A 15,098-nucleotide genomic window follows, 5' to 3' on the forward strand; every position below is an offset into this window, starting at 1 on the left:
CGACCCTGCGTGCGCGGGGTTGGGCCAACCTCACCCTTCATTCTTGGAATCTGAACCATGAGCAACGTACCCGACATCATCCGTGACTTCGACCGCGTACCCGCGAACATCGTGAAGGAGGCGTCGACCTTTCAGCCCGCCATCCTGGCCGACGTCGCCGGACGGCGCGGTGCGATGCACGGGCGCATCAAGGCGCTGCGTCCGACCATGAAAGTCGCTGGCACCGCCTTCACGGTGGAAGTGCGTCCGGGCGACAACCTCATGATTCACGCAGCGATGGCAATGGCAAAGCCTGGCGACGTACTCGTCATCGATGGCAAGGGAGACCAGACGGCGGCGCTGATGGGGACCATCATGATGACCGCCTGCAAGAAGCTCGGCATCGCCGGCGTAGTTATCGATGGCGCTGCCCGGGACAGCCTGGAAATCGAGGAAATGGACTTCCCGGTCTTCTCCGTAGGAACGAACCCCAACGGTCCGACCAAGATGGTGCCCGGCCGTATCGGCCACCCCGTCTCCGTTGGCGGGGTCATGGTGCACGCCGGAGACTTCGTCATCGGCGACGCCGATGGGGTTGTGGTCGTAGAGCGCGAGAAGATTGAAGGGCTGCTGCCTATCGCGGCCAAGAAGGTCAAGGACGAGGCGGCGCGTATCGAGGCCATTCAGGGCGGCGACACGAATGCCAAGTGGTTGGTGTCGGCACTGCGCGCCGCAGGCGTGCTCAAGGAAGGGGAAAGTCTGTGAGCACCATCGTCATCACGGCAGAAGCGATTGCGCCCAGCGCCGTTGCGCTGCTGCAGGGCTATGAGCTCGTCTACACCGGTAAGACGCCGACGCCAGAAGACATTGTCGCCCTGTGCAAGCACCACAACCCTGTAGCGATGATTGTTCGATACGGCAAGGTCGGTGCGGCCGCGATGGATGCGGCAGCCGCGCTGCGGGTCATCTCCAAGCATGGGTCGGGCACCGACAACATCGACAAGGTAGCGGCCAAGGAGCGCGGCATTGAAGTCGTGGCGGCGGTGGGCGCCAACGCCAACGCAGTCGCCGAGCATGCGTTTGCCCTTCTTCTGGCTTGTGCCAAGTCAATTCCAGCTGTCGATGCCCGGATGCATGCCGGTCACTGGGAGAAAGCCGCTCATTCGAGCCTGGAGCTCTCTGGCCGCACTGTCGGTGTCGTCGGGTTGGGGGCTATCGGCCGGCGTTTCGCCCGGATGGCTGAGGGCTTTGGAATGAACGTCGTCGCTTTCGACCCGTTCGCCAAGGATGTGCCCGACTACGTCACGTTGGTTGACTTGGAGGAGCTATTCAATCGGTCCGACGTCATCTCGCTGCACTGCCCCCTTACTAAGGACAACCAGGGGCTGCTCAATGCGAGGACGCTCGCCCGTTGCAGGCCAGGCGTCATCATCGTGAACACGGCACGCGGCGCTCTGATTGACGAAGCAGCACTTCTGCAATCCGTCAGCACCGGACACGTCCGCGCAGCGGGCCTGGACAGCTTTGCTGTGGAACCCATGGCGCCTGGCCATCCATTCCAATCCCAACGCGGCTTCGTGTTGAGCCCTCATGTGGGTTCGGTGACGTCGGACGCCTATATCAACATGGGCGAATCGGCCGCCAGGAATGCGCTCGCTGTGCTTGCCAAGCACGTTGAAGCGGCCTGAGGAGAGTTCCATGCAGCGATGGAAGCACGCTCCCGACGGCAGCACCTGGGGTGAATTCGGAGCCGACGACCAGCGAGGTCGGATGAACCTGGTCGACAGCTCGAAGGTCCTTCAAGGCGTTGCCGAGGTGAAACTCGGGAAGACCTTCTGCCTGTCGCTGCCGCTGGACGTGCCCGGCGGAATGACGATGAATCCCCGGCGGATGCCGGCGCAGACCTTCGCGACCCTGCGCGATGGCAAGAGCGCCGGCGCGCAGGGCTTCTGCTGGTCGTACCTCGACGAGGACACGACGCTGACCGATGTGGTCTGCGACGAGGTGCTGGTCATGAATACGCAGTATTCGACCCAATGGGACAGCCTTGCACACATGGGTAGTCGCTTCGATGCGGACGGCGACGGTGAATCCGAAGCTGTCTTCTACAACGGCTTCCGCGCTGGCGTGGAGATTCGCTCCTCCAAGGAGGACGAAGAGGCGCCTACCGATTGGATGCGCTTCCCGGCGCCTCGCGCAGAAGCGTTGGGCATTGAGAACCTGGCGGAACACGGCGTCCAAGGGCGCGGCGTCATGGTCGACCTGGAGCATCACATCGGACGCCGCCGCGAAGCCGTCGGGTACGAGCGGCTCATGCGCATCCTCGAGCAAGACCGCGTCGAGATTGAAGCCGGGGACATGGTGTGCATCCACACCGGCTTCGCCGACACTTTACTTGCGATGAATCGCCAACCCGACCTCAAGAAGCTTCACGAGACGGGCAGCGGGCTGGACGGCAATGACGCGAAGCTTCTGAACTGGATTGTCGATGTCCGTCTTGCATGCCTTCTGGCGGATAACCCCGCAGTCGAATTGGTGGTGCCCCGCCTGATACAGCCGACGCCGATTCGAGGTCCGCGCCTGCCCCTGCACGAGCACTGCCTGTTCAAGAACGGCATTCACCTTGGTGAGTTGTGGCATCTCACGCCGCTGGCGAAATGGCTTCGAGAGCATGGACGCTCCCGCTTTCTGCTGACCGCACCTCCCTTGCGCCTGCCTGGCGCCGTGGGGTCGCCTGCTACGCCTATCGCGACCGTGTAACCCGCACGTTCGCAATGGCGGCATCGCGTACCGTTGGGCCGCGTGGGAGTTGCTGCCTATACCCAACCCCTTTTCTACAGGAGACAAGAAATGAAGCAATGGATGAAGCCCGTTCTGACGACATCAATGCTTGCGCTGGGCCTAACGAGCGCAGCGCACGCGCAATGGCCGGACAAGCCCATCAAGCTGGTGGTGCCCTATCCCGCGGGCGGCGCAGCAGACAACACGGCGCGCATCCTGGCGCAGTACCTCGGCGAACGACTCAAGCAGCAAATCATCGTCGACAACCGCCCGGGGGCAAGCGGCACGATTGGCGCCTCGTATGTGGCAAAGGCACCTGCCGACGGCTACACGCTGCTCCTGGACGCGACGTCGTACACGGTGAATCCGAGCCTCTTCCCCAAGCTCAACTATGACCCGGCGAAGGACCTCGCACCAGTCTCGCTCATCATGCAGGTTCCGCTGTTGATGGTCGTGCCAGCCAACTCCCCGTATGCCACGGTCGCGGACGTCGTGAAAGCAGCGAAGGCCACTCCGGGAAAGCTCACGTATGCGTCCGCTGGGAGTGGCGGTGCTCAGCACCTGGCGGCGGAGTCGTTCGCCCAGAACGAGAAGATTTCCATGACGCACATTCCGTACAAGGGTGGTGCGCCGGCACTGACGGACCTGATTGGCGGCCAGGTCGACCTGATGTTCAGCGCGACCACCGCGAGCGGAACGTTCGTGAAGGGCGGCAAGCTCAAGCCGCTGGCCATCACGTCGTCCAAGCGGCAACAGAGCTGGCCACAGGTTCCGACCGTCGCGGAAAGCGGCGTCAAGGGTTTCGAAGTGAACGAATGGAACGGCCTGTTTGCGCCGGCCGGCACGCCTCGTCCCATCCTCGACCGTCTCGAAGCTGAGACTCGCGCTGTCGTCGCTGACCCGGCAGTGGCAAGTCGCTTCGCCGAGATGGGGGTTCAAGGCGTGGGCTCAAGCTCCAAGGACTTTGCGGCATTCGTGAAGTCGGAGACCGCCAAGTGGGCTGGCGTCATCAAGGCCGGCAACATCAAGGTCGACTGACCCGGTGCAAACAGCGTGGAGAGATACATGTCAAAAGGCACCATCGCTTGCGTCGAATGTGGGGCTTGCCATTGTTGCCGCCCTGGTTGTACACGTCTCGGCTCAAGCCGCCGACACCTACCCGACAAAGGCGGTCAAGGTCGTCGTGCCCTATCCCCCCGGTGGCGCGGTGGACCAAGTCACACGCCGCGTCGCGCAAAAGCTGACTGAACAAACCGGACAAAGCTTCTATGTCGACAACAAGCCGGGGGGAACCGGCACCATCGGCATCGGTCAAGTCGTGCGGTCAGCACCGGATGGCTACACCTTGGTGGCGAACGATTTGACCTATTCCATCCTGCCGTACGTATTCAACAAACTGCCGTGGGACTATGACAACGACCTGATACCAATCGCAGCATTCAACTTCGCCCCGGTGGCTGTAGTCGTGGCCAGCGATTCGAAGTTCAAGACGCTGGCGGACCTTGTCACGTACGCGAAGGCCAACCCCGGCAAACTGAACTACGGCACCGGTGGCGCTGGAACCATGCCCCACTTCGGAACCGAGGCGCTGAAGGCTGCAGCGGGCTTCGAGGCGACGCACGTCCCCTTCAAGGGCAACGGGGAAGCAACGATGGCGCTGCTGGGACATCAGATTGATTTCCAGTTGGCGTCGACGGCAGGTGTCATCAGCCAGGTCCAGGGAGGCAAGGTCCGCCTTCTGGCAATCAGCGGCGCCAAACGCCTGAAGGCACTGCCCGACGTGCCGACTTTCGCTGAGGCCGGATTCAAAAGCTATAGCGTCGTTAACTTCACGGGCCTATGGACCCCAAAGGGCACACCTGCGCCAGTTGTTGCCAAGCTTCAGAAGGAGATTGTGACGGCAATGGCGAGCAAGGACGTCCAGGAATTCGCTGAGAGCATCGGCTCGGTTCCGAACGTTCTGAGCGGTGATGAGTTCACCAAATTGCTGCGAGAGAACTCACGGCTTTGGGGCCAAGTCGCCGATTCGGCCAAGATTGAGAAGCAGTGAAGAGGGGCGCGACAGTCATCTTCTTTCTGCAGCAGCCGGAGGTCATTGAACTCGAGCTCTTCTCCAGCATGCCGGCTCTATCGCCGATGTGGACGGCGAAGCGATCGGACCAAAGCCAACCAGTCGGCCAGCCGATTCGTTTTTGCCCGAAGGACTGCTTTCGACATGAGCTGAACTTCCGCTCAGGGCCCGATCCGGCTGTCCGCCCATGCTTGATAGCTGCCGTTCGACAACCATCACGCCTACCTCGTGGCCATCACGGCGACGCGCCCCGAGATCGAGGACGACCCGTTCGATCAGGTTCTGGTCAAGCCGGTGGAGAGGCTGCGCGTCCAGTGGCATCTAGCCCATCGGTCACGAGCGCGGAAAGAAGGAAAGGCGGCTGCACCGGTTTCTCGACCAGTTGCGCCTTGAAGTTGCTCGCCGCCGCGGCGACCTCGGCCGGATCGGCCGAGCCGTTTCGCGTCTTGCCGGTGAGCAGCACCAGCGCGCTGCGCTTGGGCTGGTTCCGCACGGCGGCCAGCAGCGGCACCGCGGTCTGGTTGTTGGGCAATAGCCAATCGATGACGTAGCCGTCGAAGAGGCCCTGCGGGATGTCGGCCAGAAGGTCTTCTGCCGTGTAGTAGGCGACGGCGTCGATGCCAACGCTGCGCAGGTGAGCGCACAACGCGTTCGCCACGTCGCGTTCATCGTCGAAGACCGCGACGCGCGGTACGACGGCCTTGCCATGGCCGATCTCGAGCCGGGCGATGCGCAGGCTGTCCTGCCCCATCGCAGCAGTGGCCGGCACCACCACGTAGGAACCCGCGGTCTGCATCGCCACCAGCGCGTCGCTGGAGGCGTCGTCGGTCTCGCGCGCGAACCAGACGCGGCAGCCGACCTGCAGGGCGCCCACGCGCAGCACCGCGTCGGTCCCGCTGTGGGGTGTGGTGGCGCCCACCACTTCGGCCAGCGTCTCGCCGAAACGGTCCGCGAGTTGTTGGAACTCGTCAAGGGTCCAGGCGGTGCTCTTGTTGACACGCTGGTGCGCGGCCGCGCGCGACAGGTTGAAGAACTCGCCGATGAAAGAGGAGTGCCGGTGTTTGGGGATGCCGTGCCGTTCGAGCAGTGCGCGCACCAATTGGGCAGCTTGCGAATGCGATTCGTCGTCGGGGGGCTGTGGGGTACTCATCCGCAGGTACTTGTCTCAGTTTGTAAGTTCAATTGCGGAGCAAAAAGCGATGGCGCAAAGTCTTGTCAAACAATACATATGGATCGCGAAACGGCGTCTACACAACCTGGATAGTCGCCTTGAACGAGCGAACACCAGTTTGCAGCCAACAATATGTTTCTTCAAACAATGCTTTTGTTTGCAAATTCAGCATCCAGCCCAATTTGGCGCTCGGTCACGCGTGGCGCGCTCGCGGGGAAGACGCAATGGTACTGAGCGCGGCCCTGCTGGACCAATGTGCGCCGCAGGTTTCGCCGGTGCTGATGCAGGCGCTCGTGCGGACCGAATCGGCAGGCCAGCCGTTCGCGATCGGCATGGACAGGGCGCACGGGACGGTGAAGCAGCCGGCGACCGCCGAAGAGGCGGTCGCCACAGCCAAGTCCCTCATTGCGGCGGGGCGCAAGTTCTCGGTTGGGCTCGCGCAGATCCACGTCAGCAACGTCGCGCTGTACGGGCTCACGTGGGAGCAAGCCTTCGATCCATGCCAGAACCTGGCCATGGGTCAGAAGATCCTCTGGAACTTCTATCACCGCGCCTCCGCGTCCGGCTACAGCGGCATGGCGGCGATCTGGGCGGCGCTGCGTGGCTACAACTCCGGCGGGGTCGACCGATCGATCAGCGACGACTACGCGAGCCGGATCTTCGCATACATGAGCAGCGCACCGCCGCAGTTGCAGTTCGGCACCGGTGCAGCGCCCGCTCGCGCAGCGGCATCGGCACCGCGAGCGGCGTCGATCGTCTCCGCATTGCCAGCCGACCAGGACGCACCGAAGCGTCCCGGCGAGGCACGCGACATCTTCGAGAAGGCCACCAGCAAGACAGGCTTCTAGTCGACTGGCGCCCCTTCATCAGCATTTCATTTCTATCGAGAGGGATTCATGCTTCAACAGTTCATCGGCTCGTTGCCCAGCGAGACCTATGTGAAGGTGCAACGCGCAGCGGCATTCGTGCGCATCGCGGCCCCACTCGGAGCCCTGGCATTGGCCGCCAATCCAGCCATGGCGCAAAGCCTCAAGCAGGCAGGCGTCAACATCTTCAACGTCCTCTACGGGGTGGTGGGGGTGATCGGCGCCATCGCGTGCCTGTTCACGCTGCTGAACTGGGTGACCGGGAACTGGCTGGGTCGCGACGATCCCAAGAAGATCTTCTTCCAGGCCTTGCTCGGTACTGCGCTGGCCTTCGGCATCGTCGCCATCATCCAGTTTGTCAAGGACATGGTGGGCGGCTCGGCCTCCGGCATCTCGAACCTCTGAACACGATGGCAGAGGTCGATGCCAGCCACGAGGAGCCGGCGCTCGAGCGCGCGGTGATCTACCGCGGGCCGCAGGCCCCGGTTCTGCAGGCGTATGTGCCGCTGCCCGTGTTCGGGGCCGAATGCATGCTGCTCTTGTTATGCATGCGCCTGTTCGGGTTCTGGACGGTCCTCTTGCTTCCACTGCACCTAGTCCTGGTCCTCAAGACCAACGACAACCCATTCTGGGTGCGCGACCTGGTGGCGAACTATCGCTACCGTTGGTTCGTCGAGAACAGGAACGCGCACGGCGACGGTGTCGTGAGCTTCAGCCCGCATCTGAACCGGCGCGAGGTGCATTGATGTCCGCGGTCCCCAGCACCAAGGCCGAGCGCAGCGTCGCGAGTTGCCTGCCGTACTCGCAGCAGATCGACGATCACACGGTCATCACGTACGAAGGTGACCTGACCCAGACGATCGAGGTGCAAGGGCTCTCGTTCGAGACGCTCGGTCACAGGGAACTCGACAACCTCAACCAGCAGTGGTTCTCGGCGATCAACAACGTGGCGCGCAGTCCGAATGTGGCGCTGTGGACCCACCTGGAGCGCCGGCGCGTGCGTTACGACCTTTCGAAGGTTCGCTACGACAACGGCCTCTCGGCCGAATTCGCCCGGCAGTACGGCAGGAAGTTCGAGGGCGAGCTGCACTTCACCAACCAGCTGTTCGTCTCGCCGGTGCACCGGCTGGCTGGCAATCGCGCGGATCGCGCCAGCATCCGGCTGTCGAAGCGCTCCAGCGAGGGCATGACGGAACTGCGGCTGCGCTCGCGCGACGAACTGGCCAAGCTCTCGGCGCAACTGATGGCGAGCCTCAGGCGTTACCACCCGCGCCGCCTCGGCACCTACGATCTCGACAGCAGGCTCTGCTCGCGTACCGCCGAGTTCTATTGTCGGCTCCTGAACAATACCGAGCGCCACATCGGCCTCGGCGCGCAAGAGCTCAGCCACAGCCTGCAGACGTCGGCGCTGAACTTCGGCGCCGAGACGGTGGAGATCGAGGGGGCGTCGGGATCGCGCTTCGCTGCGATCCTGACACTGGTGGCGCCGTACCGTGCGGAGCAGCTCGATTCCAAGGTGTTCGAAGGGCTGCTGTCGGCGTCTTTCGAGTTCGTGCTCAGCCAGTCGGTGACCGTCATGGCCTTCGACAAGGCCGACGCGCTCCTCAAGACCCAGTACAACAGGATCAAGTCCACGAGCGACAACGAGGAGCAGTTGAAGGATGTCGCGGCCGCACGCACCCAGCTGCAGGCGGGCAAGTTCTCGATGTTCGAGCACGAGCTGATCCTGGTCGTCTATGGCGACAGCATTAAGGAGCTGAACCAGAACGTCAACGCGGCGGTTACGGTGCTCGACCAGAAGAGCATGAACACTTCGCGGGAGCGGGGTGGGGCGCTGATTTGCACCTACTTCAGCATGCTGCCGGGCAACTTCAAGTACGGCCGCATCCGTGCGATGCCGATCAGCAGCAAGAACTTTTCCAAGTTCTTCCCGATGCACAACCATCCGCGGGGCAACGCATGGGGCAGCCAGTGGGGCGCGCCGATCGCGCTCCTCAAAACGGCGGCGGGCGGACCATACTTCTTCAATTTCCACGTCAGCCGCAACCGGCTGCTGGAGCAGGGCATCCGGCTGGACTATGACGACGAGCCTCCGGGGCGGCGCACCGCAGAAGATGGGAGGCATGACGAGGCGTCCAGTGACCGCGGCCGGGACGATCACCCGAAGGCGCACCGCAAGGAACTGGGCAACTACAAGATCATCGGCCGCTCGGGTGGCGGCAAGACCGTGCTTAAGCTCGCGCTGCGTCTGCTGGCCCGCAAGCGGGAGATGGCGAGTGGCCGACCCCTGAAGATCTTCAGCTTCGATAAGGACTACGGCGAGGAGATCTGCATCCGCGCCATGGGTGGGCGCTATTTCCGGATCGCCGGCGGCGAGCCGACCGGAATGAATCCATTCTCGATGGCGCCGACGCCGGAGAACATTTCCGTGATCCTGAGCATCATGTCCTGGAACGCGCAGTTCGACGGCAAGTACGTCATGACGCACAAGGATGAGGAGGACCTGTTGCGCAGCATCAAGCAGGTCTATCAGCTCGAGCCGAAGTTGCGTCGCTATGCGCGGGTTCGGGATGCCCTTCCGACCCACCGTGAGAGCAGTCTGTACCAGGCGCTCGGACGCTGGTGCGACGACGGCGCCTTCGCCTGGGTGCTTGACAACGCCGAGGACCGGTTCGATCTGACGGGCGCCGATACCTTCGGCTTTGACATGACCCACTTCCTCGACATCGAAGAGGCTCGCACGCCGATCTTGCGCTACCTGACGCACAAGATTGCTCAGCATGCCTCCGGCGCGCCGCACATCATCGACATCGCCGAAGCGTGGCGGGCGCTGAAGGATCCACTGATGCAGACCTTCATCGAGAACAAGGGCAAGACCATCCGCAAGGAGGACGGCGTGATCGGGCTGGACACGCAGGAGCCCAGCGACATCAGCCGCTCGCCGCTGGGCAGCACGCTGCTGTCGCAGTTTCCGACCCAGCTGCTGCTTCCCAACGGCGAGGCGGAGCACGCTGACTACATCGACGGCCTGAAGCTCACGCCGCGCGAGTTCCACCTGATCAAGCACACCGAGGAAAACTCGGGCCAGTTCCTGCTCAAGAAGGGCGCCGAGTCGGTCGTTGCGAAGATGGATCTGAGCGGCATGGACGACATGCTCGCCGTACTGTCCGCCAGTCTCGACAACGTTGAGATCATGCATGCGGCGATCGACGACGTCGGGCCGGAGCCTGCCCAATGGCTCCCTCTGTTTCTGAAAAGGAGAGTGTGATGAAGCTGTTCGCGCGCGCGAAGCGCCTTCTCTTCGGTGTGGTCGTCTCCGTCGGCCTGGCCGGCGGCGCCGGCGCTCAGATCCCTGTCACGGTCACGAGCGACATCCCGGCGACCATGAACCAGATCGAGACCATCATGAAATGGACCGAGCAGCTGCGCTCAATGAGCGACCAGCTCGACCAGATGAGGCAGGTCTACGGCACGCTGCAGGGAATGCGCAACCTGGGCAGCCTCATGAACAACGACCTGCTCACGCAGTACCTGCCGCAGGACTACGTCGGCTCGGTGAAAGCCTTGAGGAGCGGTGGTGGGTCGTTCGCCGGTATCTCCGGCTCGTTGAATGACATCGTGCGTGCCAACCAGCTTCGATCCTGCGCGGAACTGAACAGTGACGCCACGATGCGCGCGACTTGCACCCAGCAGTGGCAGCAGCTTGCGTTGCAGAAGCAGATCGGGGACATGGGATACCGCAAGGCTGCCGAGAACATTCGCAACCTCCAGACCTTCGTCGGTTCGATCAATTCGTCGACAGATGTGAAGGCTATCAACGAGGTGCAGGCGCGCATTCAAGTGGAGACCGTCCGGATGCAGAACGAGCAGATAAAGCTCTCGACCATCCAGGCGATGGAGGAGGCGGATCGGCGCCTCCAGCAGCAATCCGCTATCGACAACTTCAATGCCGGCATGACCCGCGGGTCCGCCGGTGGAATCAGGTTCTAGCCATGAAACTCAGACTCGCATTTCTGCCGGCGATCGCCGTTGTCGTGCTCGCAGCTTGCACAAAACAGGAGACGGTCGAAGCGCCGAAGTTCGATCCGAAGTACGTCGCCGCCGAGGCTGACAAGGGAAACCTGGGCCCGCTGACCGAACTGAACAACGCCTGTAGTGCCGAGGTCGAGAAGAACGGCAAGCGCTTGTCAGCGTGCGCAGCGCAGGATGAGGTGCGCAAGCTCGCCAAGCCCATCGGCATCAGGTTCTGAGTCGGGAACTGGGGAGGTGAGCCGTGGCCGAGAACATCATCGGTGACATCTATAGCAACTTCGAGCGAGCCTTGGGCGGGTTCTACGAAAGCGCCGCCGCAGGAATCTCCGGATACGTAATCCCGATCGCCTGGGTGTTGCTGGGAGTCTGCATGTTGATCTGGTGCTACTTGATCATCGAAGGCAAGGTCGCCATGCCCATCACGGACTGGCTTCTGAAGTTCGTCGGCTTCATGATCGTCCTTTACGTGATGGGAAACGGGTACCTCTCCTGGGTTGCAAAACCTCTGTTTGATCTGCCATCCGAGCTTACGCGCGCTCTTAGCGCGACCTCTGGAAGTGCACCCGACTTGTTGGGCCAAGTGAACGAAAAGGTCGTAGATCTGGTGTCGGCAATGTTCACCGCGGGTACCAAGTTGATCAAGGAACTCGCCTTCGGTCCTGCGATAGCGCTCTTCCTCATGGGCGTTCTCGTTATCGTGGCGGTCTACCTGTTGCTGGCCGCGGCGCTGTTCTCGGTCATCTTCTCGAAGCTCGGCCTAAGCATGGTTCTTGCCGTCGGGCCCTTCTTTGTTCTGGCCCTGGTGTTGTCCCAGACGCGCAACTACTTCTACTCGTGGTTGAACACGGCTCTCTATTTCGTCTTCTATCAGGTGTTCTCCGCGCTGTTCATATTCATGTTCATCGGCATCCTGCACAGCTACGTGGCCAGGTTGAACAGCACGCTTGGCGGTGTAGGGGGCGGGAGTGTTCTTTCGATGGTGGCCCGACTGCTTGGGGCAAGCGGTGAGGGACTGAATGTTGCGGCTATTTGCATTCCCATCTTCCTGATCGCACTGGCCATGTTCTTCATGTTCGTGCAGATCCCCGTCATGTGCGCCTCGCTCACTGGAGGCAGTGGAGGCTCATTCGGCGCCGGGCTGACGAACCTTGTACACGCGCGGTCGCTCGTGAGCCGCTCGAGTTCTAAGTGAGGCTGTCGACATGAACTGGGTCGTCAAGCTGCTCTTGCTCGCTGTGGTGGTCAGCCTTGCTGGCTGCGGTGCGCCGAAGCCGCCCGGGTGGCCGGCAGGTGAAGAGCGGCCCATCAACCCATCCCAGATGTCGAAGGCGCCGAAGTGACGGACAAGCAGACGTATTTCGCGCAGGCGCTCGACTGGGACACCCAGCAGCGGCTCGATCTCGAGCGCCGGGCGTCTCGCAATGCCAAGATCGCATGGGCCTGCGGCATTCTGAGCGGCTTGAGCGTGCTCAGCGTGACGGTGCTGCTGCCGCTCAAGCAGTTCGTGCCGGCCATCATCCGGGTCGACAACGCCACCGGCGCCTACGACGTCCAGGCGCCGGGCGAGTCCGTCAACGTGGGCCGGGATCGCGACCAGAAGATCGTCCTCTCCGACGTCGCGCGCTATGTGCTGGCCCGCGAGGGTTTCACGCGTGGCGAGGCGGAGTCGAACTACAAGACGGCCTACCTGATGTCCTGCGGGCCGGTGCGCACCGATTGGGAGAACTACTTCAATCCCGAGCTCAACGCGCAGTCGCCGGTGAAGACGATGAGCCCGACCGATTCGGAACGCGTGGAAATTCAGAACGTCACGTTCCTCCCGACCGACCAGGATGATCTGCGTGTCGCGCAGGTGCGCTTCGACAAGACGGTGACCCGAGGGGTGGCGCCGCCCGTGCGCACGCGCTACATCTCTACGCTGACGGTGCGCTACGACGGCGCAAACATCCCGGGGCAGATCAAGGATCTGCACATCAACGCCTTCGGCTTCTGCGCGGTGAACTACCGTCGCGACCCGGAGGGCGTGCCGCAGGTGTTGGGGACGCCCCCCGGTTCGACCGCCGGCGGATCAGGACAAGCGCCGTCACCGGCAGGCGCCATCACGCCGGCCAACGTCGGCATGCCCCAGGGTGCGGCGCGATGAATCGTCTGGCCGCTTCGCTGCCGCTGTTGTCGTTGCTGTTGGCTTCCACGGCCGGCCGTGCCGAGGTAGGAACCGTCCCATCGGCCAGCGATGCGCGCATCCAGACGGTTCGCTTCACCGGCGACAACGTCATCCGCATCGCCGCCGCGGAGGGCATAGTCACCACGATCGAGCTCAGCAAGAAGGAGGAGATCAAGGATTTCGCGATGGGGGACCGCGATGCCTGGCATGCGGCCATCAACGGCAACCTGTTCGTCATCAAGCCCAAGGACGTCAAGGCCGACACCAATCTCACCATCTTCACGAACCGACGCTCGTACCTGTTCCAGCTCAAGACCACCAGCCGCACTGCGCGCAACGTGGCCTACTGGGTTCGACTGCAGTATCCGGAACAGGACGCCTCAACGCCCGAAGGCTTGGCTCTGGCCGAGCAGGAGGCCGAGCGCAAGCAGATGAAGGCAGACCTGAAGTCGTCGGGCTACGAGGGCAACTTGAACTACGACTACTGGATCGTCGGCCCGCAGGTGCTGCAGCCCCTGTCCATGCACGACAACGGGCGCCAGACCTTCATGCTGTTCTCGGCGGCCAATCCCTTGCCTGCTGCGTTCGTCATCGAGCCGGACGGAACCGAGAGTCTGGTGGACTACCACGTGGAGGAGGACACCATGGTGCTGCACCGGGTCGCCCAGAGGATCATCCTGCGGCGTGGCGCGTTGGTTGCGGGCGTCACGAATCGATCGCCGAGCCTGCCTATCCAGTCATCGCCCACAGGCACGGCCAGCGGGAAGGTCCAGCGCGCGATTCGCGAGCCGGGAGGTTGAAGAATGTTCGAACAAAGACACGAAGAATCGGTCGCCGAGCAGGAGCGTGAGGGTCTGGTCGAGCGCAAGCGCGCTGTCGCGCCCGGCCAGAAGCTGATCCTGGTCGCGACCTCCACCGTCGCAGCGCTGCTGATCCTTTTCGGGATCGCCAGCAAGAACAATTACTTTGGCGCCTTCGGCGCGCCGGCGCCGGCCGAGACCAAGGGGCTGGCCGACGCGCGGCCTCTGACCGCCCCGGAGGTGAAGGTGCCGCTGGCGCTGGGTCAGCCGCCCTCGCCGCCGTCGTATGTCGAGTGCCCGGGCGGCCTGCGGCTTCCCATCGGCCTGAACTGTCCAGAGCCCGACAAGAAGCCCGACGCCGCCCAGCCCGCGCAAGGCTCGGGCATGTCCGAGGAAGATCGGGTCCGGGAGCGTCGGCGGAAGAGCGCGATCAGCCTTGCCGCTGTGCAGCCGGCGTCGGCGGCGGTCGCACAACTCGGTGCCGCCGTGGCCAATGGCAGCCTGCCGGGTGCCTCGACGCCGCCGGGCGGAACCAACGCCCTGGCCGGCGCGCTGTCCTCCACGATCACGCCTGGCACCAGCGCCACCATCAACCGCAACCCGTCGATGACCCTGGCCAAGGGGACGCTGCCGGACTGCACGCTCCTCACGGCCATCCTGACCGACCAACCGGGATTCCTCAAATGCATCCTCAGCGCGCCGGTCATGTCCATGGACGGCAAGGTCGTGCTGATGGAGGCCGGCACCACCATGGAGGGCGAATATGCGCAGGGCGTGCAAGCTGGCCAGAAGGCGATCTTCACGCTGTGGTCGCGCGCGGTGACGCCGAACTTTGTATCGGTGCAGCTGAACTCACCGGGCACGGATGCCCTGGGCCGGGCGGGGACCTCCGGCTACGTGGACAACAAGTGGTTCGAGCGCTTCGCCGGCGCGGTGTTCTTCTCGCTCCTGGAGGACGCCAAGCAGATCTACATCGCGCGCGATGACGCGCGGGCGGCGCAACGCGCGAGCGGCAATGGCGACACCTTCAACATCGGTATGCAGGGCACGCTCTCGCAGTTCAACAACACGGGCAGTACCACGAAGACGATCGTCGAGGAGATGCTCAAGCAGGGCAGTCAGCTCCGGCCCAGCCTCTACAAGAACCAGGGCGAGATCATCAAGATTTTCGTGGCGCGCGATGTCGACTTCTCCACGGTCTACGAACTCCGTCCTGCTACGGGAACGAACTGAT

At 63.0% G+C, this 15,098-nt stretch carries 16 protein-coding genes; 15 read left to right on the plus strand and 1 reads right to left on the minus strand.

Features of this window, described 5'->3' with window-relative positions; translation table 11 throughout:
- Window positions 1-57 precede the first annotated feature (57 nt).
- The 5 genes from AC3A6X_RS29570 to AC3A6X_RS29590 all read left to right on the plus strand — a co-directional run bounded on the left by AC3A6X_RS29570 (window position 58) and on the right by AC3A6X_RS29590 (window position 4,810).
- Window positions 58-744, plus strand: coding sequence for an RraA family protein (locus AC3A6X_RS29570; RefSeq protein WP_487845507.1), 687 nt, complete (start codon window positions 58-60; stop codon window positions 742-744).
- The gene (locus tag AC3A6X_RS29575; protein ID WP_487845508.1) at window positions 741-1,667 is read left to right on the plus strand and encodes an NAD(P)-dependent oxidoreductase; all 927 of its coding nucleotides are present in this window, start codon (window positions 741-743) and stop codon (window positions 1,665-1,667) included. Before AC3A6X_RS29570 ends, AC3A6X_RS29575 begins: the two co-directional genes overlap by 4 nt.
- A gap of 10 nt (window positions 1,668-1,677) precedes the next feature.
- Window positions 1,678-2,739 carry a cyclase family protein gene (locus AC3A6X_RS29580; RefSeq protein WP_487845509.1) on the plus strand — a complete coding sequence of 354 codons (1,062 nt, stop codon included), beginning with the start codon at window positions 1,678-1,680 and terminating at the stop codon, window positions 2,737-2,739.
- Window positions 2,740-2,829: 90 nt separating this feature from the next.
- The gene (locus AC3A6X_RS29585) at window positions 2,830-3,798 is read left to right on the plus strand and encodes a tripartite tricarboxylate transporter substrate binding protein (RefSeq protein ID WP_487845510.1); all 969 of its coding nucleotides are present in this window, start codon (window positions 2,830-2,832) and stop codon (window positions 3,796-3,798) included.
- A gap of 58 nt (window positions 3,799-3,856) precedes the next feature.
- A complete protein-coding gene (locus AC3A6X_RS29590) occupies window positions 3,857-4,810 on the plus strand; it encodes a Bug family tripartite tricarboxylate transporter substrate binding protein (RefSeq protein ID WP_487845511.1) in 954 nt (317 codons plus the stop codon).
- A gap of 307 nt (window positions 4,811-5,117) precedes the next feature.
- On the opposite strand, the gene AC3A6X_RS29595 is transcribed toward AC3A6X_RS29590, so the two are convergent.
- Window positions 5,118-5,981 (minus strand): helix-turn-helix domain-containing protein, encoded by an 864-nt coding sequence (locus AC3A6X_RS29595; RefSeq protein WP_487845512.1) that lies wholly within the window; start codon window positions 5,979-5,981, stop codon window positions 5,118-5,120.
- 119 nt (window positions 5,982-6,100) lie between these two features.
- Here AC3A6X_RS29595 and AC3A6X_RS29600 point away from each other — a divergent pair, with 119 nt between their 5' ends.
- The 10 genes from AC3A6X_RS29600 (at window position 6,101) to AC3A6X_RS29645 (ending at window position 15,097) form a co-directional block, all read left to right on the plus strand.
- Window positions 6,101-6,850, plus strand: a complete 750-nt coding sequence (locus AC3A6X_RS29600) for a lytic transglycosylase domain-containing protein (RefSeq protein WP_487845513.1) — start codon at window positions 6,101-6,103, stop codon at window positions 6,848-6,850.
- Window positions 6,851-6,898: 48 nt separating this feature from the next.
- The gene (locus AC3A6X_RS29605; RefSeq protein WP_487845514.1) at window positions 6,899-7,273 is read left to right on the plus strand and encodes a hypothetical protein; all 375 of its coding nucleotides are present in this window, start codon (window positions 6,899-6,901) and stop codon (window positions 7,271-7,273) included.
- Between the two features lie 139 nt (window positions 7,274-7,412).
- On the plus strand, window positions 7,413-10,136 hold the full coding sequence (locus AC3A6X_RS29610; protein ID WP_487845515.1) for a VirB4 family type IV secretion/conjugal transfer ATPase: 2,724 nt from the start codon (window positions 7,413-7,415) through the stop codon (window positions 10,134-10,136).
- Window positions 10,136-10,858, plus strand: a complete 723-nt coding sequence (gene virB5 / locus AC3A6X_RS29615; RefSeq protein ID WP_487845516.1) for a P-type DNA transfer protein VirB5 — start codon at window positions 10,136-10,138, stop codon at window positions 10,856-10,858. Before AC3A6X_RS29610 ends, virB5 begins: the two co-directional genes overlap by 1 nt.
- Before the next feature lie 2 nt (window positions 10,859-10,860).
- Window positions 10,861-11,118, plus strand: a complete 258-nt coding sequence (locus AC3A6X_RS29620) for a hypothetical protein (protein ID WP_487845517.1) — start codon at window positions 10,861-10,863, stop codon at window positions 11,116-11,118.
- 23 nt (window positions 11,119-11,141) lie between these two features.
- A complete protein-coding gene (locus AC3A6X_RS29625) occupies window positions 11,142-12,092 on the plus strand; it encodes a TrbL/VirB6 family protein (protein WP_487845518.1) in 951 nt (316 codons plus the stop codon).
- Window positions 12,093-12,102: 10 nt separating this feature from the next.
- Window positions 12,103-12,240 carry a hypothetical protein gene (locus tag AC3A6X_RS29630; RefSeq protein ID WP_487845519.1) on the plus strand — a complete coding sequence of 46 codons (138 nt, stop codon included), beginning with the start codon at window positions 12,103-12,105 and terminating at the stop codon, window positions 12,238-12,240.
- Entirely contained in the window at window positions 12,237-13,043 is an 807-nt protein-coding gene (locus AC3A6X_RS29635; protein WP_487845520.1) for a VirB8 family type IV secretion system protein, read from the plus strand. Before AC3A6X_RS29630 ends, AC3A6X_RS29635 begins: the two co-directional genes overlap by 4 nt.
- Window positions 13,040-13,864 carry a TrbG/VirB9 family P-type conjugative transfer protein gene (locus AC3A6X_RS29640; protein ID WP_487845521.1) on the plus strand — a complete coding sequence of 275 codons (825 nt, stop codon included), beginning with the start codon at window positions 13,040-13,042 and terminating at the stop codon, window positions 13,862-13,864. Before AC3A6X_RS29635 ends, AC3A6X_RS29640 begins: the two co-directional genes overlap by 4 nt.
- Window positions 13,865-13,867: 3 nt before the next feature.
- Window positions 13,868-15,097 (plus strand): TrbI/VirB10 family protein, encoded by a 1,230-nt coding sequence (locus AC3A6X_RS29645; RefSeq protein ID WP_487845522.1) that lies wholly within the window; start codon window positions 13,868-13,870, stop codon window positions 15,095-15,097.
- Window position 15,098 lies beyond the last annotated feature (1 nt).

The sequence above is a fragment of the Variovorax sp. Soil_C_12 genome, assembly GCF_057657375.1.